This window comes from Desulfosudis oleivorans Hxd3 (assembly GCF_000018405.1).
GTDB classification, from domain to species: Bacteria; Desulfobacterota; Desulfobacteria; order Desulfobacterales; family Desulfosudaceae; genus Desulfosudis; species Desulfosudis oleivorans.
Genome location: NC_009943.1, coordinates 1,074,247 through 1,093,676 on the forward strand (window position 1 = coordinate 1,074,247; position 19,430 = coordinate 1,093,676).

Here is a 19,430-nt window from a genome sequence, read left to right on the forward strand (position 1 = left end):
CAACTCGTTGCCCGTGGCCGAAGGGCAAGAGGCCTGTCAGGTTGCCCCCAAAAATTTGTATGAAGAAACAAGCCGCCTCTTGTGTTTTACACCCCGGCAACCAGTTGCCGGGGCCACCTGCGTTCGCGCTGCCTGCGGCATTCGGTTACAGGAACTGGCACAATAAAACTTGGAGTGTTTTGTATGACTAAAAGAACTCCATATGCAAGAAGTCCAGAAAGCAATTCACGTGAAACTTCAATGCGTAAGGAATTAGCTCCATTTGTATTAAAAAATATCGGAGAAATCATTTCAGATCGCAAAGTTAGTGGTATGCAAATGATTACAGTCCAACCTATATCCGGTCCTTCACTTGTTGTTTGGGTAAAATGCGCCTGGAAACCAGGCAATTCAGGAAATTGCGCTGTCCAGATGGCATTTCCAGGCAAAGAAGATCGCGCTCAGACTGCAGATGAAGTTGTAGGGGTCGTGCTTGAAAAAACAAAACGTGCTAACGACCGAGGTGCAACCCACATTTTATTGTTGGCCGCAGACAATGATGGCCATAAGCCTTTGGCTGCCTATATTCTTTCTGTTAATCAAGTTGGTAGCGTCGTAAAAGAAGCTGTCGCAGTTGACGAATCACTCACGCGGAATGGAGCTTCTCCAAGCATTTACATAACCGCAAAGGGTGACCGGCAAATAGAGCTGGTCAATATTGTAAAAAAATATTCTATAGACCTCCTCAAATCATCAGAAAATCAATTGCCATCTACGGACGCAATAAACGACCTAAACGCTTATCCACCAGGGATTTCTGAGCCAGAGAAAATATCTCGGATGTCACCTTCATACTCAAGAGACCCCAAAATCAGGTCTTTTGTGATTAAGCGTGCTAAAGGTCGCTGTGAGTATTGTGGGGAACAAGGATTTTTAATGTCTGATGGTCAAAACTATTATTTAGAAGCACATCATATAATTGCCCTCGCTGACGAAGGAGAAGATACTGTTGAAAATGTAATAGCTCTTTGCCCAAAGCATCATCGAGAAGCGCATTTCGGGGCCAACAAGGAAAAACTTGAAGTTGAAATGGCGAAATTAATAAAGCAGAACTAAAAAGCACCCGTGAATGGACGTTTTACGTCACGACGTATAATCACTGTTCAGTGTAGGACCAGTATCCAATGTCTAAGCATAAGAAACAACATTTTATACCAAGCTCTTACCTTAAAGCTTGGTGTGACCCAGAATGTCCCCAAAAAATGACTCCATATGTCTGGATGTTTTCCTTTGACGGGATAGACGTAAAACGTAAGGCACCGGAAAATATTTTTTATGAAACAGACATGTATACAATCAAGGGAGCAAAGGGTGAACGCAACCTAATCCTTGAGCATGGCCTTCAACAGTTAGAAACAAAGTTTGCAAGAATTAGAAGAACAAAACTTCGAAAAAGGATAGAATTAACTATTGAAGAGCAAACTTTTGTTTGTGCTTTTGTTTCTGCTGCTCAATCTAGAACCAAGGCGAATCGAGAGCACTGGAAAAAAAACTGGGAACGCCCATTCAAAATGATGGAAGACATGATGGAGTGGGCCAAAACTGCCACCCCTGAGGAAAAGAGGCGTGCGGCTTCAATATCTCCATTATCGTCCCGCAAAAACGATAAAAGTTTAGATTGTTCGCAAGTAAAGGAATTATACGAAAATCCTCTCCAAAAAATGCTACCGGTTATGATATCTAACCTCACACCGAGGCTAATGAAATTAAGCTTGGCGATATTATGCACTAATAGTATCCCAGGATTTATAACATCCGACAGCCCGTGTGTATGGTATGACCCAGAGGCCTATAAAAGGCCTCCATTTTATCGTGCCCCAGCATTAATGGATACTACTCTTGAGATAACGCTCCCTGTATCACCTAAACAAACTATACTCATAAGTCACTCTGACTGTAGTGGATATATTGATGTTCATAATGGGGTAGTTGATGAACTTAACAGAAGAACAAGATTCCATGCAGATGAATATTTTATCGTTAACAGAAATTTGAAAAATGATTTTTGGTTTGATCCTGGCGAGGAACCGGATGACTCTTGGGAGAAAATTCAAAAAGAAACCGACACTGAACATCAGATTTAAACGACAAGTATGATTCAGCGGAATTCCGGGCGGAATTCCGGGGACATCATACTTTTCTTAACAGCAAACCTTTTCTTACACCGACGTGCACTCAAAGGAACTTGCCAGGCCGGGCATCAATGGTAAACTCCGCCCATTGCAGCGCCGCCGAGCGAGAATGGCTTTTTCGGAAAAAGTGGGCAAATACTGTAGGGGCGAACCTGCGTGTTTACCCATCAATAGGGCAGATACACAGGTTCGCCCCTACATAATCGCCCGCGCCGAAAAAAGCGTTTGCGCGAGGGTATCCGAAGGCCAAGCTGAATGTGTTGGCAGCGTCATACGCCCATGTCGCTGGCATGAAAGTTTTCTCACGTTTACTACCGGCCGCAGGTGCCGCACTGGGGTGCGGCGCTCCCAGGCGTGTGCGGTGGTCTTACCCACAAAAAGCAGCGCGGCTGGGCTTGATCGTCAACCATAAAACAGGAAGAACATGTCTTCAACCAACACAGTACGGGCAGCACACCGGGTTCCGTTTGGCTCATTCATACCATTTTTGCTGATCTCCTTTGGCCTGGCCTGGGGGATTCTTGGTTTATACATTTTTCTTCCGGAAAAAATGGTATCGGTGTTTGGCCAACTTACGGGCAACCACCCGCTCTTTTACCTTGCCGTGTATGCGCCGGCAATTGCCGCGTTTGCTGTGGTTGCCTGGAACAGTGGTCTTGCAGGGGTGCGGCGCTTTTTGGGACGGGTGTTGCTTTGGCGCTGCAGCGCTGCCTGGTATGCCTTTCTGATCATCGGTATTCCTGTCATCTTTGTTGCCGGTTCCGCAATGCGGGGAAATCTTTTCACGGATCCGTTTCCATTCGCCTCATCGCAGGCCTTGTTCGTGGCGTTGTTCTTTGCAGCCATCAAAGGCCCTGTCGAAGAATTTGGCTGGCGGGGAATCGCCCTTCCGCTTCTCCAAAGGAAGTTCGCGCCAGTCTGGGCCGGGCTGATCCTTGGTGCAATATGGGGGCTGTGGCATCTACCGGCCTTCCTCCTGAGCGGAACCCAGCAAAGCGAGTGGTCATTTACCGCATTCTTCGCCGGATGCCTGGCGATAAGCGTCATTGTCACCGCACTGTTCAATTACGCCCGTGGCAGCATTCTGTTGCCGGCATTTTTCCACTTTCAGCTCATGAACCCCATATTCCCGGACGCACAGCCCTACGACACATACCTGCTGATCGTTGCTGCATCCCTCATCATCTGGTTCCACCGGAAGGACATGTTCACAAAAGAACAATCAGTAACAGAGGTCGTTCCGGGCGCAAAATGCGGCCGAAAAATATAAAGAAGACGGAATGCGCTTTCTATGATTTTAGTGTATTTAATTTTCGGAACGCTGGGCATTGCGCTGTTCGGACTGCTGGTGCTTCGCCTCTGGGATGAGCGTGCCGAGCAGGCGGAATGGGCGCGGCTGGCCGATTTGCAGCCGGCAAACCCGTCTTTATATGATCCGATGATGGTTGCCGATTTGCCCGAGCCGGCAAGGCGATTCTTCAACTTTGCCATTGCGCCCGGCACGCCTTTATTGACAGTGGCTGAAATCGATATGGGCGGGCAGTTCAGCCTGGGTTCTCGAGAAAACCCAACCTATCAGCAGATGGACGCAAAGCAGATTCTTGCCGCTCCATCGGGTTTTGTCTGGAAGCTTCGTTTGCCGGGTGTCATACCGGTTTCCGGCTCGGATTCCGGCCGGTGGACGCGGTTCCGCATTTTCGGCTTGCTGCCCGTTGCCCGGATGGGAGGCGATTCGGACCACACGCGGTCAGCGTTCGGCCGCTATATTGCCGAGGCTTTTTTCTGGACCCCTGCCGCCCTGCTGCCGGGCCCGGGCGTTGCCTGGGAATCGGTGGATGATCACACCGCTCGCGCCACGGTAAGCCACCTGGGACTGTCACAGGCTGTAGATGTGACGGTTGACGGCGAGGGCCGGCCAATTGAAGTTCATTTCATGCGATGGAGCGATGCGAATCCTGATAAAGTGCATCGACTGCAACCTTTTGGTGGCAAACTGTCTGATTTCCGTGAAGTTCAAGGCTTTCGCCTTCCCTTTAATGTGGAGGCGGGAAATATGTTCGGCACGGACGACTATTTCGCCTTCTTTAAAGCCGAGGTCATTGCTGTTCGTTTTCCGCTTCCTTCACACCGATTCGGAAGTCGGGACGCCCGATGATGATGCCGCCGGCATGAAGGTTTTTTGGGACGTCTAGTCCGGCCGCATGTGCCGCACTGGGGTGCGGCGCTCCCGGGGGTTTCGATCCCGATCCCGATTTGGAGGGGGCCACGGATGTTCCGAAGAATCTTCTTGTATTGAGTCTCATTTGAATATACAATTGGGACTCAATTTGGAGGTGATATCATGAAATTTTTAAGTGTCAGAGATCTCAAAGCCAAGTCTTCGCTTATCTGGAAAGAGCTGCCGAACCAGAAAGATATGGTGATTACCAGTAACGGCAGGCCGATTGCCATTCTTTCATCCGTAACAGAGGACAACCTCGAACTGGTTTTGTCGTCCTTTCGCCAGGCAAGGGCAACGCAGGCGGTTAATGCCATTCAGCACGAGTCCGTGCGAAAGGGAACGGATAAAATTTCCACAGGTGAAATCGACGATGAAATCAAGTCGGTTCGCTCCCGGCGGAAAAAATGAAAATCGTGCTTGATACAAACGTGCTGGTTTCCGGGCTTCTTACACCGTATGGGCCAAACGGCGAGATCATCCGCCTGATTTCGGCCGGCGTGCTTACGGTTCAATATGATTCAAGGATATTTCTTGAATACCAGGATGTCCTGGCGAGACCCAGGTTCCAATTTGATATGCAGGATGTGAACACCTTTCTGGCCTGGTTGAAACAAACGGGCCAGGTGGTTTTCGGCGCGCCACTGGGAAAAAGGCTGCCGGATCCGGATGATGAGCCCTTTCTTGAGGTTGCCATTGCCGGGCAGGCGGTATGCATAATAACAGGGAACAAAAAACATTTTCCCAAAGCGGTTCGGCAGAATGTCACCATATTTTCGCCTGCTGAATTTATCGAGTTTTTCAGAAAACATAATGAGGGCACAGGGCAGGCCCATCCCCAGGGGTGATTGTGAACCCGCTTTGTCCGTGGGCCGTTTCAGGCGTCTACCGCGCCTGGTGGACGAAAATTTTATTTGCCAATGGAGTCTGCGATGAGTGACCTGCAGGACCATATCAACTCGGCCAGAAGAACGGGGAATATCGATTTTTCCATTGAGGAGCGGCGTGCTGATTGCGTTATCAGTCGAATGCCGGTCACCCCCGGCGTTTTAAATCCCTATGGCACGGTGCAGGCTGGTGCGATGATATGGCTGGCTGATGTTACCGCCTCGGTGCTTGCACTTGAGGGGCGAAAAATCGAGGATGACGGAAAGGGGTTTCCTCTTGCTGTAAACATTCATACAAGTCTTGTCGGTAACCAGACAACCGGCGATATTACCGCGGAGGCAAGGTTTTTGAGCAAGGGTAAAACAGTGATGGTTATCCGGACGCGAGTGACTGGAAACAGGAACAAGCTGCTGGCAGAAGTGACAACGACCCATGTAATTGCCAAATAGTCCGGTAATTGACGATAAAACAACCAGCCGGTTCACCGGTCGGTACATTGGACCAGAGACCAGGGGACATGAAAAAGGATTCTCAAAACACCGATCCCGATCGTCTGCTCAGATACAGGGATTCAATTTATGCAGCGGATTTGCTGGTGTGCGCGGTGGCCTGCCTCGATTTTTTCACCTTTCTGAGTGAAGGCCCGAAAACCTTTGATGAGATCTGTGACAAAATGGAAATTCAGCCTCGACCGGCGGACGTCATGGTGTCACTTCTTCTCTCCATGGAACTGATTGAAACGAATGCGCACAGATATGGGTTGGCTGAGCTGTCTGCGAAATATCTTGTCAGCGACAGCCCGGACAGCCTGGTCCCTTATTACCGTTCTCTTAAGAACCGCCCTCAATGCCTGGAGTTTCATGAGGTTCTCAAAACCGGAAGGCCTGCCGGCTGGTCGAGTAAAGATAAAGGGGACAGCTGGACAAAAAGTATGGAAAATCCGGAATTCGCGGACACCTTTACCGCTGCCATGGACAGCCGAGGCGCTTTTCTTGCCCGAAAACTCGCCGAGACAATCGACGTCAGTCAGCACAACGCGCTTCTGGACATTGCCGGTGGCTCAGGCATATACGCCTGCTCCATCGCAAACCGGAACCCTCGTCTGGCGGCCGCCGTCCTTGAAATACCTCCCGTGGACCTTGCTGCAAAACGGTCAATCGAATCAAAGGGCATGTCGGCCAGGATCAACGTTGTCGCCGGAAACATGTTTGATAAAATTCCCACTGGTTATGACGTCCATCTGTTTGCCAATGCCTTTCACGACTGGGATATCGACGCTGTAACCACGCTGGCCGCCAATTCCTTCAAGAGCCTGTCCCCCGGCGGTTTTATAGCGGTCTTTGATGCCCATCTGAATCAATTTAAGACAGGACCTCTTTCCGTTGCTGAGTATTCATGCCTGCTGATGCATTCAACGGAAGGTAAATGTTATTCTACGAAAGAAATCGGCGATATTCTCATGTCCGCGGGGTTTGGCCGGGTTGAAGTCACTGATGTTGCGGCTGACAGGACGTTAATCTCCGGAAAGAAGCTTTAAGCCATCCGTCCGGCCGCAGTTGCCGCACTGGGGTGCGGCGCTCCCGGGAGTTTCGATCCCGATCCCGATCCCGATAGCGATAGCGATTTGGATGAGAGCGCCGGGACACTTCTATCCGCAGCCGCACCTGGGGCCTGAAGAGCCGAAGGCTTTCTGATTGGCTTTTGCCATCCGGTTCAGCCATCGTTTGATGGCCCCCTGCTTTTTCTCCGGGGCAGTGTCAAGGTTACAGTGGCAGGCCGTTGTACCGTCATGGGCATGGTCCTGATCATGGGATATGCCGCAGCATGTCGAACCTGTTTCGTGTCTCTTTGTTTCGTTGTTCAGGGTGTTCATAGTGCCCCCTTTTTATTATTGCAGGGGGGATAACGTTCCCCCCTGCGGTTTTAAGTGTTAATTCCAGCAATGGCCGGCGGTGTAGCCCATTCCATAGGGCCCCATGTGGTTATACCGGCCGCCATACCCGTAGGCCCGCTGATTGGGCGTGATCTTGCGCACTTCGACCTGGTAGGCCAGCCTTTTTTCGTCCAGGCTTGCCCGAAGCCGGCTGATGTCACTCTGCACGGCCTTTGCCTTTTCAAGATCCGGTTCGGTGGTATTCAGAATCGCTTCCAGGTCTCCCTGTTTTGTCCAGAGCTTTTCCTGAATATCGCGGGTCTCATCATAGAATGCGCGGTCAAGGGATTCCAGCTTTTCACGCTGCTCCTGGGTCACGTTCCCGTAATAATCGCCGGGTCCGTTGTTCCCGTATCCCATCATATGACCGCGACCCCATCCGGGTCCCCATGCCATGACAGGAACCGCCACGGCAAATACCAGCAAAAGAATACCTATAGTGGATGTCAGTTTCGTCATAATAAACCTCCTTCTGGTTTGGCTGTTCTTACATCTGCCCTGTGTTAGTGCAAACAGCATACCACAATGTGGTATATTATGACAACATATTGTTTTTAAAATATTAAATTTTTAATTTAAGAAAATGGCGCGGGGGAAATCGGATAGTTACGATGCGGTGGTGAGTATAAAATACCCGGATGGGTGGGTATAAAATACCCTTGCCGCGGTGGTTGCCGCACTGGGGTGCGGCGCTCCCGGGGTGGCGATCCCGATCCCGATCCCGATCCCGATCCCGATAGCGATCCCGATCCGGATTTGGAGGGGGACGGGTGTGTCAATGGTTTTGCCGGCCGGAATGTTTCGGGGAATGTTGCGGCTGTGTTTTACAGGCGGCTTCTCAGGGAGGGCAGAAAGACAAAGCAGAGGATCTCAAAGACCTTTTTTTTGTAGGCGCCGGAGTCCGGGTCAAGGCCCATGATCCGGGCCGGGTAGGCAGGGGCTCCGGCAAGGGTGTAGCCCATCATGACGATGGTATAAAGCCATCTGCTCACTTCTTCGGCGGGAATGCCGGGCGGCACGCTCTGCTCCACCATCTTCAGCAGGTTGGAGTGGACCCGGGTCATCAGGGTAAACCCGGACACATGCCGGTGGCTGTCGTAGTGGGCGATGTTGATGACCAGGGTGCCCACCATTTCCCGGTTTTCAAAACAGTAGGCAAGGCCCTGTTGAAGGTAGTGGATGAACACCTCTTCCGGCGGCAGCCCTTTTACGCCCTGCTGCCAGCTTTCAATGGTCTCGACAAACGTTTCAAAGGCGTCCTGGATCACGGCTTCAAAGAGCGCGGCCTTGGTGGGGAAAAAGTGGTGAATGCGGGAAAAATCGAATTTGCCTGCCTGGCCGATCTGCCGGATGGTGGCGCTGTCGTAAGGCCGGGTGGTAAAGACCCGGCGGGCCGCGTACAGGATTCTTTTTTTCGTGATCTCGCCTCTGGGCAGGGGCGCTTCCTGCTGTTTTTTGGCCGCTGAAGCGGAGCGCTCCGGCGGGTGAACAGGCGTTCCCGGCCACCGGGCCATATACTCGGCCGGCACCGCGGCCTTGCCTTTGGACAGCACGTCCAGCACCGGGATAAAAAGCCCGGCCAGGGTGTTTTTCACCCAGTTTTCATAATCTTTGTCATCTACGCCAAGGGTCTTTTGATGAAAGGCCCGGCCCCCGATAAAATGGACGGCCACCAGCATGAACACAAGCATGAACATGGCGGTCTCCTGTGCCGGTGCCTGCTCCAGAATATGATCGGCCACCAGGGACAAAACCTTTTCATGCACCCGGGCCATGCGGTCCACGCCCGGAAGCGGTGTGTCCGGGTCGACCATTTCCACGGCGTTTAGCAGCATCACCCGGTAGGCATCGGGCCGGCGCAGCCCCTGGCGCAGAATGCCTTCCAGGTAAACGGCCTTGCGCTTGTCGGCCCCCATGGTCTGAAGCCGACTGAAAAATTCAGGGTGGCCCTCCAGGATTTCGTTCTGGATCTCCATGGCCACCTCTTCGAACAGGGCCTCCTTTGATTTAAAATAATGGATCACCAGGGGATGGGGCACGCCCGCCTTTTCGGCAATGGCCCGAATGCCGGCCGCCTGAAAGGAGGCGGTGGTAAAGACCTGTCGTGCCGCCTTAAGCACCCGCAGGCGGGTGGCAATTCCCTTGGGGCCGGGTCCTTTTGGGGAGGCCGGTTTTGCGGGTTTTTTTGCAGGTTTTTTTCTGGTCGGCAAGGCAGGCCGCTTTCGTAAAAGGGTTCTTCTGAATTTTTTTACCGGATGTACCGTAGCATGAACAAAAGACCGAGTAAAGAATTTACCGGATGTGGATTTTTTCTTGACATTCCCACCCGCACGGGAGGATAATGTTTTTTACCGATTGTGGATTTTGCAGTCTGCCTGTTTTTTTAATGCCCGCGTGATGAAAAAGGAGGTGCCTCATGTCGTATCCGGACAGAAACAATCCCTATACATTTAATCCCTACCTGGAGTGGCGGAAAAAGGTTGATTATTACCAGGCAGACCCCTTCGTCCAGAAGATGATCAGGGTGTTTGCCGGGGACGAGGCGGAAAAGGTGGATGCCGAGGCCGCAGCCTTTTCCAAAAAGGTCTCCTTTCGCTGGCGGGACCTGGCCGAGAGAATCGCCACGCCGGACAACCGACCCTACATGATGCACTATGACGGCCACAAGAACCGCATCGACCGCATTGTCCGGCCCTATGAAATCGAGGTCATGGAAAAAGAGGTGTTTGCCGAGGCGTGGTTTTCCCCCAAAACCTCCCTCTGGACCCGGTTTATCAAGCTTTACCTGCTCAGCCAGAACTCCGAAGCCGGCCTGGTCTGCCCGTTGATCTGCACCTGGGGAATGGCGGACCTGCTGGAAAAATACGCGGACACGCCCGAGACCCGGCATATTCTTGAGCACACCCGGGACGGCATCAACGGCGAATTTGCCATCGGTGCCCAGTTTGTCTCCGAAATCCAGGGCGGGTCCGACGTGCCGGCCAACCTGCTGGAGGCGGTCGAAGAAGACGGCCGGTGGCGGCTTTACGGCACCAAGTTCTTCTGCTCCGCGGCCCATGCCGACTATTCGGTGGTCACGGCCAAGCCCAAAGGCTCGGAAGAAGTGGCCCTGTTTGTTATTCCCATGTGGCTTGACGGCAACAGGGAAAAGGAGATTCGCAACGGCTTCACCATTGACCGCCTCAAGTGGAAAATGGGCACGGTGGAGCTGCCCACGGCCGAGATCACTTTTAACGGAGCCGCGGCCTATCCGGTGGGGCCGCTGAACCGGGGCGTGGCCAATGTGGTGGGCATTGTGCTGACCTGCTCCCGCCTGGCCCTTTCCATTGGATCGGCCGGCGGCATGGCCCGGGGCCTGCGGGAAGTGGAAAAGTACGGCGAGTTCCGGACCGCTTTTGGTATCGCCTTAAAGGATTTTCCCATGATGGCGGCCCAGTACCTCACGAACGCCGGCTGTGTCCGGCGCACCATTGCCGGCAACTTCAAGGTGTATAAAGCCTTTATCGAGCTTCCCGGCGGCCTTTCCGTGGGCCTGGACGGAGGGGGCCTGTCGGTCAGTTCAAAGGCGGATGAACCGCCGGAGCTTCGAAAACACCGCTTTGACGTCCGGCAATTGATCCTTTTGCAGAAAATCACCGTGGCCAGGGATGCCATCGATCTTTCCCGACTGGGCATCAGCGCCTTTGGCGGCCACGGCGTGATGGAGGATTTTTCCAGCTTTCCCCGCATGTTCCGTGACGGCATGGTCAACGAACTGTGGGAGGGGCCGCGCAACGTGCTTTTGACCCAGCTCTTTATGGACTTTCAGAAGGTCCGTAACTGGTATCCGCCGAACGAGTTTGCGGGCCGAATCCTGCAAGGGGCGGATGAAACCCTGGTCCGGGGCTTTGCAAAGGAGCTGGAAGAGATCCTGGAAACGCCCCACCTGTTTGACATGGATGAAAAGACCATTGCCGTTTGCGGCCAGTGGGACGACTTCTGCGAGCGGTTCTTTCACGCCTACCAGGATCTGGCGCTGGCAGAGGTGGAAGCTGCCGGATAACCGGGAATAAGAGTGAAAACCAATTCGATACCGATACCGATAGCGATTTCGATTTGGATAAACAACCGGCGATTGGTCCTGCCATGATTAAAACCGGTTTTGGACAATAATGATCGAAGATAATTAGTTCAGAGGAAACACTTTTTATGGAAACACCGCTGCAAGCCATGGCACGAATGAAAGCCGGCCCCCGGCCGGTGATCGGGTGCCTGCCGCTCTATCCGCCGCTGGAGCTGATCCACAGCATGGGCCTGACCCCGGTGGTGCTCTGGGGGCTTTCCGATGCCGTGTCAGGCGTTCCGGACGCGGACCGGCATCTTCAGAACTATGTCTGTTCCGTGGCCCGCCGTCTGGCCCAGTTTGTGATCCGGGATGGAAAAGACCTGATCGACGGCCTCTTTTTTTACAACGCCGGGGACACCCTGAGAAACCTTCCGGAGATCCTGCGGGAGGGACGGGCACTGGCCGGGGCTTCGCCTTTGCCCATGTTCCGCATGCATGTGCCCATGACATCCCCGGCCCAGGCCGACAGCTCCGGCTACCTGAAACAGGAGATCGAAGCGCTCATTTGTTCTCTTGAAAAGCAGTACGGCGTAACCTTTTCCGAAGATCGGTTTGCCGAAAGCGTTTTTCTGTATCGCCGGATGCGAAGCCTGTGCCTGCAACTGGAACAGGCGGTGGCCGAAGGCCGGATGGGGTTTGCCGATTTTTGCCGCACCCTGATGGCCGCCAACTTTCTTGAGGTAAGCGAGCAGATCGCGCTGCTGGCATCGACGCTGGACGGGCTCGGGTCGCCGCCCGCCACGGACGATGAATCTGTTCGGGTGGTGGTCAGCGGGATTCTTCCGTCGCCGTCTGCTTTTTGTGAAATGATGGACCAGGCCGGTTTTGTGGTGGCGGGCAATGACCTGGCGTTCATGCACCGTTCTTACGCCCATGCGCCTGAAACGTGGGCCGACGCGGCGGACTATTATGTAAAGTTTTACAAGTCCCATTTCCCCTGCCCCACGCTGCTGTTTTCATCCGACCGAAGAGTGGATGCAATCATCGACAGGGTCCGGCAGGCCGGCGCGAAAGGCTTTGTCTTTGTGGGTGAAAAGTTCTGCGAGTATGAGTACTTTGATTTTCCGTATCTTGAAAAGCGGCTCAGGGACCAGGGCGTGGCCGTGCTGGCCGTGGAGATATCCATGGACGACAACGTCGGCATGGAGACCTTCAGGACCCGGCTGGAGGCGTTTAAAGAGGTGATCGACGGGGGAGGGCGCAATGGAGATAAATGAAAAAACCAGGGCCGGGAAGCATCTGACCGAACTGCTGGTAAAAACCTATACAGACATCCACACACGGGCTGCTGCCGGCGCTTTTGTGGTGTGGGGGGCCATCATTGTTCCGGCCGAGATTTTTGCGGGATTTGACAACGTGGTGTTCTGCGCGCCGGAAAGCCACGCGGCCGTGTGCGCGGCCAAGGGCGTGGGCGCGGCCCAGTGCCTGAAGGCCGAATCCCTGGGATATTCCATGGACCTCTGTTCTTACGCCCGCATTGACATCGGCTGTTTTTCCGACGGCTGCAAGGAATCCCCCACCATGGGCCTGCCCCGGCCCCACCTGCTGATTTCAAACACCAACAACTGTTCGCTGCTGGTCAAGTGGTTTGACGTGCACCGGCGCGACATGGACATTCCCCATTTCATCCTGGACGTGCCGTTCTGCTACGGGCCCCAGCAGGAAAAGGACCGGGACTATATTCTGACCCAGTTCGGCGACCTGATCCAGACAGTGGAGCGGCTCTCCGGCCAGACCTTTGACCGGGACCGGTTTTACGAGGCGGCGGCGCACACGGCCTCGGCCTCCATGGACTGGAAACGGTTTATGGCCTGCGCCGAACACCGGCCCTCGGGTATTACGGTGTTTGATTCCTTTGTGCAGATGGCGCCCTTTCTCATTGCCCGGGGAACCCCGGAACTGGCGGCCCATTATAAGATCCTGGCCGACGAGACCGAGGCCAACGTGAAAGCCGGCATTTTCCCGGTGCCGGACGAAAAATACCGGCTTCTGTGGGACAACATCGCGCCCTGGCACCAGCTTCGAAAAATGTCCACGCGGCTGGCCGGCATGGGGGCCAACATCGTGGCCGCCCCCTACACTTCCTGCATCGGGGCCGTTGAGGGAAGCTACGACCTGCTTTCTTTTGACGAAAATGATGATCCGTTGTGGTATCTGGCACGGGTTCAGAACCATTCGGTCTGCCCCATGGGTATGGACCTGCGGCTTTCGTCCATGGGCCCGGTGATCGAGAAGCTGGGCATCGACGGCGTGGTGTTTGCCAGCAACCGCAGCTGCAAGGTGTTTTCCGTCATGCAGATGGATGAGCAGCGCCGCGTCAGGGAACAATACGATATTCCGTGTGTGATGATCGACGTGGACCACGCGGATGTGCGCAAGTTCAGCCAGGAAAATGTTTATGTGCGGCTGGAGGCCCTGCTGGAGAGTATCGAGGCCAAACGGGCCTCGGCGGTGTCTGGTTAAGAGTAAGAGGTGCTGAGATTCCCGGCGAATACGGCTAAACTTAAGTGGGGGCCGTTTATGATGGTCTCGTAAAAGTCGTGGATGGCTTCGTAAAAAGTTCAAGGTCAAGGCGTCGCAAATCCCGAGGAATGAGGCGTACTGGTCGTACGCCGCAGTGACGAGGGATGCAGCGCAACGCAGAGATTGGGCTTTTTACGAAGCCATCATTTATAACAACCAAAAAAAATGGAGCGCACTGTATGAGAAAAGTAAACGTGATCGGCGTAGGCATGACCCCCTTTAGCACGCCCAAGGCTAAAATTCCTTATACGGACATGGCCAAGCAGGCGGCCGGCGATGCTTTAAAGGACGCGGGTGTGGGGTATAACGACATTCAGCACGCCTATACCGGGTGGGTTTATGCCGACAGCTGCGCCGGCCAGATGGCGCTGTATGATATCGGCATGACCGGCATTCCGGTGTTTAATGTCAACAACAACTGCTCCACCGGCTCCAACGCCCTTTTCCTGGCCCGCCAGGCCGTTGCCACCGGCGTGGTGGAGTGCGCCATGGCCCTGGGGTTTGAACAGATGACGCCCGGCGCTCTGGGCGTGGTGTTCAATGACCGGCCCATTCCCATGCAGACTTTTTTTATCAAGCTGTTTGAGTTCCAGGAGCCCAAGCCCGGTGCACCGCCGGCGGCCATGCTTTTTGGCGGGGCCGGTGTCGAATATCAGCAGAAATACGGTATATCGGATGAGGTCTTTGGCAAGATATCGGTCAAGGCCAGAAAACACGCCCAGCACAATGAACGGGCCGTGTTCCGTGATCTGTTGTCGCTGGACGAGGTCATGTCCTCGCCCCATATCTTCGGTCCCCTGACCCGGTATCAGTGCTGCCCGCCCACCTGCGGGGCCGCCGCCGCCATCCTGTGCTCCGACGAGTTTGCCAAAAAACACAATATCAGCAACCCGGTCTATATTGCCGGCCAGTCCATGAATACCGATTTTACCAGTACATTTGAAGCCAGAAGCGCCATGAACATCTGCGGTTACGAGATGAGCAAGGCGGCGGCCAACGATGTTTACGAGCAGGCCGGGCTGGGGCCTGAGGACCTGGACGTGGTGGAACTGCACGACTGCTTCACGGCCAATGAGCTGATCACTTATGAAGCCCTGGGCCTGACACCGGAGGGCACGGCGGAAAAATTCATCGAAGACGGGGACAACACTTACGGTGGTAAATATGTGACCAACCCGTCGGGCGGGCTGCTGTCCAAGGGCCATCCCCTGGGCGCAACGGGTCTTGCCCAGTGTGCTGAACTCACCTGGCAGCTTCGGGGCCAGAGCGGGGTCCGCCAGGTGGAGGGCGCCAAGGTGGCGTTGCAGCACAACATCGGCCTGGGAGGCTGCTGCGTGGTGGGTATGTACCGGCGGGACTAAACCGGACTATAATTATACAACAGGGAATCTCCATTTTTTGTCATCGGGTTCGAAATCGCTATCGAAGTCGACGCCGATCCCGATCCCGATAGATTTGGATAAAAAGGGTTTTAATTTTATTTCAAAAGCACGTTTATTTTAAAATGTCATTGCGAGCCAGAGGCGAATTTTCCTCCCCCGTCATTGCGAGCCAGAGGCGAATTTTCCTCCCCCGTCATTGCGAGCCGAAGGCGAAGCAATCTTAAACTTTCAAGTGTGAAGGGGATTGCTTCGTCGCGTTGCTTCTCGCAATGACTTTAAACAAAATCAAAACAGATCGGACGGGAGAAAACAATGAGCAAACGGGTGCTGCGAACCAGGCTGTGCGACCTTCTTGGTATTGAATATCCCATTCTCAGTGCGGGTATGGGGCCCACTTTGATCGGCGAGCCCAACGGCGCCCCGGTGGAACTGGTGGTGGCGGTTTCCGAGGCCGGGGGCCTGGGCGTGCTGGGCGGAGCCGGGTTCAATTTGGAAGAGCTGCAAAGTGCCATTCGGGAGATCAAGTCCCTTACGGACAAGCCCTTTGGCGTGGACCTGCTGCTGCCCAAGAACCTGCCGGACGGTGCGGGCATGACCGGCGAGGTTCCGCTGGCCCGTATTCTCCAGTCCCTTCCCGGCCCCTATGTGGAGTGGTATGAGAAGGTCAGGGAGTCCCTGGGCCTGCCGGAGTCGGACCTGACGGTCCGCTCAGACACGGTGACCATGCATGCCGACGAGGCCATCAAGATATGCATTGAGGAGCGGGTGCCGCTTTTCTGTGCGGGCCTGGGCGATCCCGGCTTCATGGTCAAGGACGCCCACGCCGTTGGCATGAAGGTGCTGGGCGTGGTGGGCAACGCGAAAAACGCCGGGCGGGTGGCTGCTTCCGGGGTGGATTTTGTTGTGGCCCAGGGCCATGAAGGCGGGGGCCACACCGGCCGGGTGGGCACCATGGCCCTGCTGCCCCAGGCCATCGACGCGGCGGCGCCGGTGCCGGTGATCGCCGCCGGCGGCATCGGCGACGGCCGGGGCCTGGCTGCCTCCCTGGCCATGGGCTGTATCGGCGTCTGGGTGGGAACCCGGTTTCTTGCGTCCAGAGAGGGCGGGGCCATGGAACTTTGCAAACAGCGCATTCTGGAGTCCACCGACGAGGGCACCCGTGTCAGCACCCTGTACACGGGAAAGACCTCCCGGGTGAACACCTGCAAGTTTCATGAAATCTGGGACGGGTCCGGCCTGCCTGCCCTGCCGTTTCCGGTCCAGGTGGTCCTGGCCTCGGCCCTGATCCGGGGCTTTGTCCAGGCGGGAAAAGATGAGTATGTGGCGGGCTTTGCCGGCCAGATCTCGGGGCTGATCAAAGAGATCAAGCCGGCCCGGGATATCCTCCTGGAGATGGTGGAAGAGGCGGCGGATATTCTTTCCAGAAAACTCAAAGAGGATGTCGTTGTTCAGTAACCCCGGATATCCAATGAAATATTAAGGGCAGGGGATGACGGTAATGCTCAACCTCGAGTTTTCAGAATCCATGACCAGGCTTCAGCAGGGCGTAAAGACGGTGGCCCGGCAGGTCCTGCGGCCCATATCCAGAAAGTATGACCTGCTTGAGCATGTTTATCCCAAAGAGCTTGACGCCTTTCGGGGAGCCCCGCTTTTTTCCCGGTCAAAGAAGAAACAGGGCAAAGAGCGCCCGCCCGGTGATACAAAAGACCCCATCGGTACCAACCTGGCCCAGATCCTTTCCGTGGAGGCCATGAGCTGGGGTGATTGCGGCATGTTGATGTCTTTTCCCAACGCCGGGGTGGGCAATGCCGCCCTGGTTGCCGTGGGCACGGATGACCAGGTGGAAAAGTTCGGCCGCCTGTGGATCGCCTTTGCCAACACCGAGCCGGAAGCCGGGTCCGACGCCGGTGCCATCAGTACCACTGCCCAGCTTGACGGCGACTCTTGGGTATTAAACGGTGAAAAGATTTTTGTGACCTGCGCCGACCGTTGCGACGCGGTGATTGTGTGGGCCACGCTGGACAAAAGCGCGGGCAAATCCGGCATCAAGCCTTTTATGGTGGAAAAGCAGACGCCCGGCCTGACCATGACCCGCCTGGAAAACAAGTGCGGGCTTCGGGCCTCGGACACCGGGACCTTTGTGCTGAACAACTGCCGTATCCCCAAAGAAAACCTTCTTGGCAGCGCGAAAATCGAGCAGACCACAGAGGGCTTTAAAGGCGTCATGAAAACCTTTGACATGACGCGGCCCATGGTGGCGGCCATGGCCACCGGGCTGGCCGGCGCGGCACTGGACCTGGTCCGGGAAAAGATGGAACAAAACGGCATCGTCCTGGATTACCACGGGGGGCCCAATGCCGTCAGCGGGATGCAGAAAGCGTTCTACCGAATGGAGGCCCACCTGGAAGCCATGCGTCAGCTCACTTACAGGTCTGCCTGGATGGCGGATAACGGCCAGCCCAACAACCTGGAGGCTTCCATGGCCAAAGCCAAGGCCGGCCGTTGGGCCACGCTCATCGCCCAGGAGAGTTGCGAGCTATTGGGTCCCCTGGGAATTTCCACGCAGGAGCTGGCGGAAAAATGGATGCGCGACGTCAAGATCATGGATATTTTTGAAGGCACGGGCCAGATTCAGCACCTGATTATCGCCCGCCATATTCTGGGCCTGTCCAGCCGCGAGCTGAAGTAGCATCAGGACAGGGTTCTTCACATGGAAGTTTTTTTGATGGGCGGTCTGGTCCTTGTATCAGCCGCACTGGGGTGCGGCACTCCCGGGGGCAGCGCTCTCAGGTGCATTCTCCCGGGTACGGCACTCCCTGCCTGTTCGTCATGCCACCTTATTTGCCCCGCTGATCACAAATCAAAAAACAGGTTCTGGGATGCCTTGGTTTCCACGTCGATGACCTGAAGCCGCAGCTGGCCGGCGGATGCGGCCTCGGCCGGGAAGAAGAGAAATCCCCTGGCCAGGGTGCCGGGGGTGATGATCTTGTTTTCCATCTGCCGGTTCATAAGGTCTCTTCTGATGGCCTGCTCGGCGTCGCTGCTGTCCATCTCTTCGGCCGCGCCGAAGATGGTGCCGCCGGCCGCGCCGATGGCCGCGCCTTTTCCGATGGCTTCGCCCACGTTATTCCCCGTCAGAATGCCGATGGCGGCTCCCACCACAGCGCCGCCGGCCGCGCCCAGCACCGACCGCTTGCCCGCCTGCTTGGCGATGCGGGCATATTCCGAGCTCTTCTCCAGCCGGTCATAGGCCGTTGCCTGGTCCAGGAGGTTCCAGTAGTTGCCGTTGGCATCCACCAGAAAGGTCTGGCCCGGATTAAACTGGAAGGCGGCCGTGCTTTTATTGTCCACCACGATCTGCACCGGCAAAAGCCCGGCCTTGAGAATGTTGAACCCAAAGGCCTGGCCCGCCTTTTTTTCATCGGCGTAGGCCATGGCGGCCAGCTCCATGTTGTTGACGGTCTGCATGTTGGAAAACGCCGCAGGGGGCTGAAACGGGACTTCCTGTTGCTTGTAGGCAACACAGGCCGTGGTCATGACCAGCACCAGCAGGCAGAGAATCAGTTTTTTCATGGCAAGGCTCCTGTAGAAAAGAGGAATATAAAAGATATTGTATTACACCAATGGAGCAGGCCTTGTGTCAAGCGGGAAATATACGGATTGATTCTTTTTTAAAATATTTTCAGGTGGCCTTTCAGAGAATAACACAAAGTATCAAAATCATATTTTCAACCGCCTTTTTTGAAAAAAGCATTTACGGTCGACAGCATGGGTGTGATTACCATTATGCCTCATGGTGCATGCTTTTATGGTTTTTTTGGGTTTTTTATCGTGTCGGGTAAAGAGGTAATCCAGCGGTGAAAAGTTGTTGCAGCGAATTTTATGAACAACACCAATGAATACTATAGTCTGTAGACTTATGGTCTTCATGTCTTCACAATACACCTAATGAAAAAAGAGCCTCTAAAAAAATCATCAGAATATTCCATCGAAGAACTGTTCGGTAATGCTTTAAAGCAAATTCGAAAGCGGAAAGGTTTTTCTCAGGAAGAGCTTGGCCTGGAAAGCGGATATCATCGGACATACATAAGTTTGCTCGAACGTGGTAAAAAAAGCCCATCTCTGAAAACGATCTTTCGGTTAGCTGAAACACTTCAGGTGAAACCCTCCGAGCTTATAAAACTTATAGAAAAAGATCGTTAGAATAATT

General features: G+C 54.5%; 19 protein-coding genes. 15 read left to right on the plus strand and 4 right to left on the minus strand.

Annotated features, from left to right (window positions below):
* Positions 1 to 183: 183 nt before the first annotated feature.
* The 8 genes from DOLE_RS17050 (at position 184) to DOLE_RS04765 (ending at position 6,814) form a co-directional block, all read left to right on the plus strand.
* Positions 184 to 1,095: an HNH endonuclease gene (locus tag DOLE_RS17050; RefSeq protein WP_012174347.1), complete on the plus strand. Its 912-nt coding sequence runs from the start codon at positions 184 to 186 to the stop codon at positions 1,093 to 1,095.
* 68 nt (positions 1,096 to 1,163) lie between these two features.
* The gene (locus DOLE_RS04735; RefSeq protein WP_083766521.1) at positions 1,164 to 2,123 is read left to right on the plus strand and encodes a DUF4238 domain-containing protein; all 960 of its coding nucleotides are present in this window, start codon (positions 1,164 to 1,166) and stop codon (positions 2,121 to 2,123) included.
* Between the two features lie 472 nt (positions 2,124 to 2,595).
* Positions 2,596 to 3,441, plus strand: a complete 846-nt coding sequence (locus DOLE_RS04740; RefSeq protein WP_012174349.1) for a CPBP family intramembrane glutamic endopeptidase — start codon at positions 2,596 to 2,598, stop codon at positions 3,439 to 3,441.
* 21 nt (positions 3,442 to 3,462) lie between these two features.
* Positions 3,463 to 4,326: a DUF6544 family protein gene (locus DOLE_RS04745; protein WP_012174350.1), complete on the plus strand. Its 864-nt coding sequence runs from the start codon at positions 3,463 to 3,465 to the stop codon at positions 4,324 to 4,326.
* Between the two features lie 186 nt (positions 4,327 to 4,512).
* A complete protein-coding gene (locus DOLE_RS04750) occupies positions 4,513 to 4,800 on the plus strand; it encodes a type II toxin-antitoxin system Phd/YefM family antitoxin (RefSeq protein ID WP_012174351.1) in 288 nt (95 codons plus the stop codon).
* Positions 4,797 to 5,237, plus strand: coding sequence for a putative toxin-antitoxin system toxin component, PIN family (locus tag DOLE_RS04755; protein WP_012174352.1), 441 nt, complete (start codon positions 4,797 to 4,799; stop codon positions 5,235 to 5,237). Before DOLE_RS04750 ends, DOLE_RS04755 begins: the two co-directional genes overlap by 4 nt.
* A gap of 84 nt (positions 5,238 to 5,321) precedes the next feature.
* Entirely contained in the window at positions 5,322 to 5,726 is a 405-nt protein-coding gene (locus tag DOLE_RS04760) for a PaaI family thioesterase (RefSeq protein ID WP_012174353.1), read from the plus strand.
* A gap of 68 nt (positions 5,727 to 5,794) precedes the next feature.
* On the plus strand, positions 5,795 to 6,814 hold the full coding sequence (locus DOLE_RS04765; RefSeq protein WP_012174354.1) for a methyltransferase: 1,020 nt from the start codon (positions 5,795 to 5,797) through the stop codon (positions 6,812 to 6,814).
* Between the two features lie 111 nt (positions 6,815 to 6,925).
* On the opposite strand, the gene DOLE_RS04770 is transcribed toward DOLE_RS04765, so the two are convergent.
* From DOLE_RS04770 to DOLE_RS17055, 3 genes are all read right to left on the minus strand, one after another.
* Positions 6,926 to 7,150: an LDCC motif putative metal-binding protein gene (locus tag DOLE_RS04770; RefSeq protein WP_041280356.1), complete on the minus strand. Its 225-nt coding sequence runs from the start codon at positions 7,148 to 7,150 to the stop codon at positions 6,926 to 6,928.
* 57 nt (positions 7,151 to 7,207) lie between these two features.
* Positions 7,208 to 7,669 (minus strand): periplasmic heavy metal sensor, encoded by a 462-nt coding sequence (locus DOLE_RS04775; RefSeq protein ID WP_012174355.1) that lies wholly within the window; start codon positions 7,667 to 7,669, stop codon positions 7,208 to 7,210.
* A 365-nt stretch (positions 7,670 to 8,034) separates the two neighbouring features.
* Entirely contained in the window at positions 8,035 to 9,420 is a 1,386-nt protein-coding gene (locus DOLE_RS17055) for a TetR/AcrR family transcriptional regulator (protein WP_012174356.1), read from the minus strand.
* A gap of 206 nt (positions 9,421 to 9,626) precedes the next feature.
* Between DOLE_RS17055 and DOLE_RS04785 the strand changes: the two genes are divergently transcribed.
* From DOLE_RS04785 to DOLE_RS04810, 6 genes are all read left to right on the plus strand, one after another.
* Positions 9,627 to 11,252: an acyl-CoA dehydrogenase family protein gene (locus DOLE_RS04785; RefSeq protein WP_012174357.1), complete on the plus strand. Its 1,626-nt coding sequence runs from the start codon at positions 9,627 to 9,629 to the stop codon at positions 11,250 to 11,252.
* Between the two features lie 146 nt (positions 11,253 to 11,398).
* Positions 11,399 to 12,532, plus strand: coding sequence for a 2-hydroxyacyl-CoA dehydratase subunit D (locus tag DOLE_RS04790; RefSeq protein WP_012174358.1), 1,134 nt, complete (start codon positions 11,399 to 11,401; stop codon positions 12,530 to 12,532).
* Positions 12,519 to 13,778: a 2-hydroxyacyl-CoA dehydratase subunit D gene (locus DOLE_RS04795; RefSeq protein WP_012174359.1), complete on the plus strand. Its 1,260-nt coding sequence runs from the start codon at positions 12,519 to 12,521 to the stop codon at positions 13,776 to 13,778. Before DOLE_RS04790 ends, DOLE_RS04795 begins: the two co-directional genes overlap by 14 nt.
* 239 nt (positions 13,779 to 14,017) lie before the next feature.
* Positions 14,018 to 15,199, plus strand: a complete 1,182-nt coding sequence (locus tag DOLE_RS04800; protein WP_012174360.1) for a lipid-transfer protein — start codon at positions 14,018 to 14,020, stop codon at positions 15,197 to 15,199.
* Positions 15,200 to 15,532: 333 nt separating this feature from the next.
* A complete protein-coding gene (locus tag DOLE_RS04805) occupies positions 15,533 to 16,675 on the plus strand; it encodes an NAD(P)H-dependent flavin oxidoreductase (protein ID WP_012174361.1) in 1,143 nt (380 codons plus the stop codon).
* Between the two features lie 43 nt (positions 16,676 to 16,718).
* Entirely contained in the window at positions 16,719 to 17,909 is a 1,191-nt protein-coding gene (locus tag DOLE_RS04810) for an acyl-CoA dehydrogenase family protein (protein WP_041280357.1), read from the plus strand.
* 164 nt (positions 17,910 to 18,073) lie between these two features.
* Here the strand turns inward: DOLE_RS04810 and DOLE_RS04815 are convergent, their stop codons facing one another.
* Positions 18,074 to 18,793 (minus strand): YMGG-like glycine zipper-containing protein, encoded by a 720-nt coding sequence (locus tag DOLE_RS04815; protein WP_012174363.1) that lies wholly within the window; start codon positions 18,791 to 18,793, stop codon positions 18,074 to 18,076.
* Positions 18,794 to 19,168: 375 nt separating this feature from the next.
* On the opposite strand from DOLE_RS04815, the gene DOLE_RS17885 reads away from it, so the two are divergent.
* A complete protein-coding gene (locus DOLE_RS17885) occupies positions 19,169 to 19,423 on the plus strand; it encodes a helix-turn-helix domain-containing protein (RefSeq protein ID WP_012174364.1) in 255 nt (84 codons plus the stop codon).
* Positions 19,424 to 19,430: the final 7 nt, after the last annotated feature.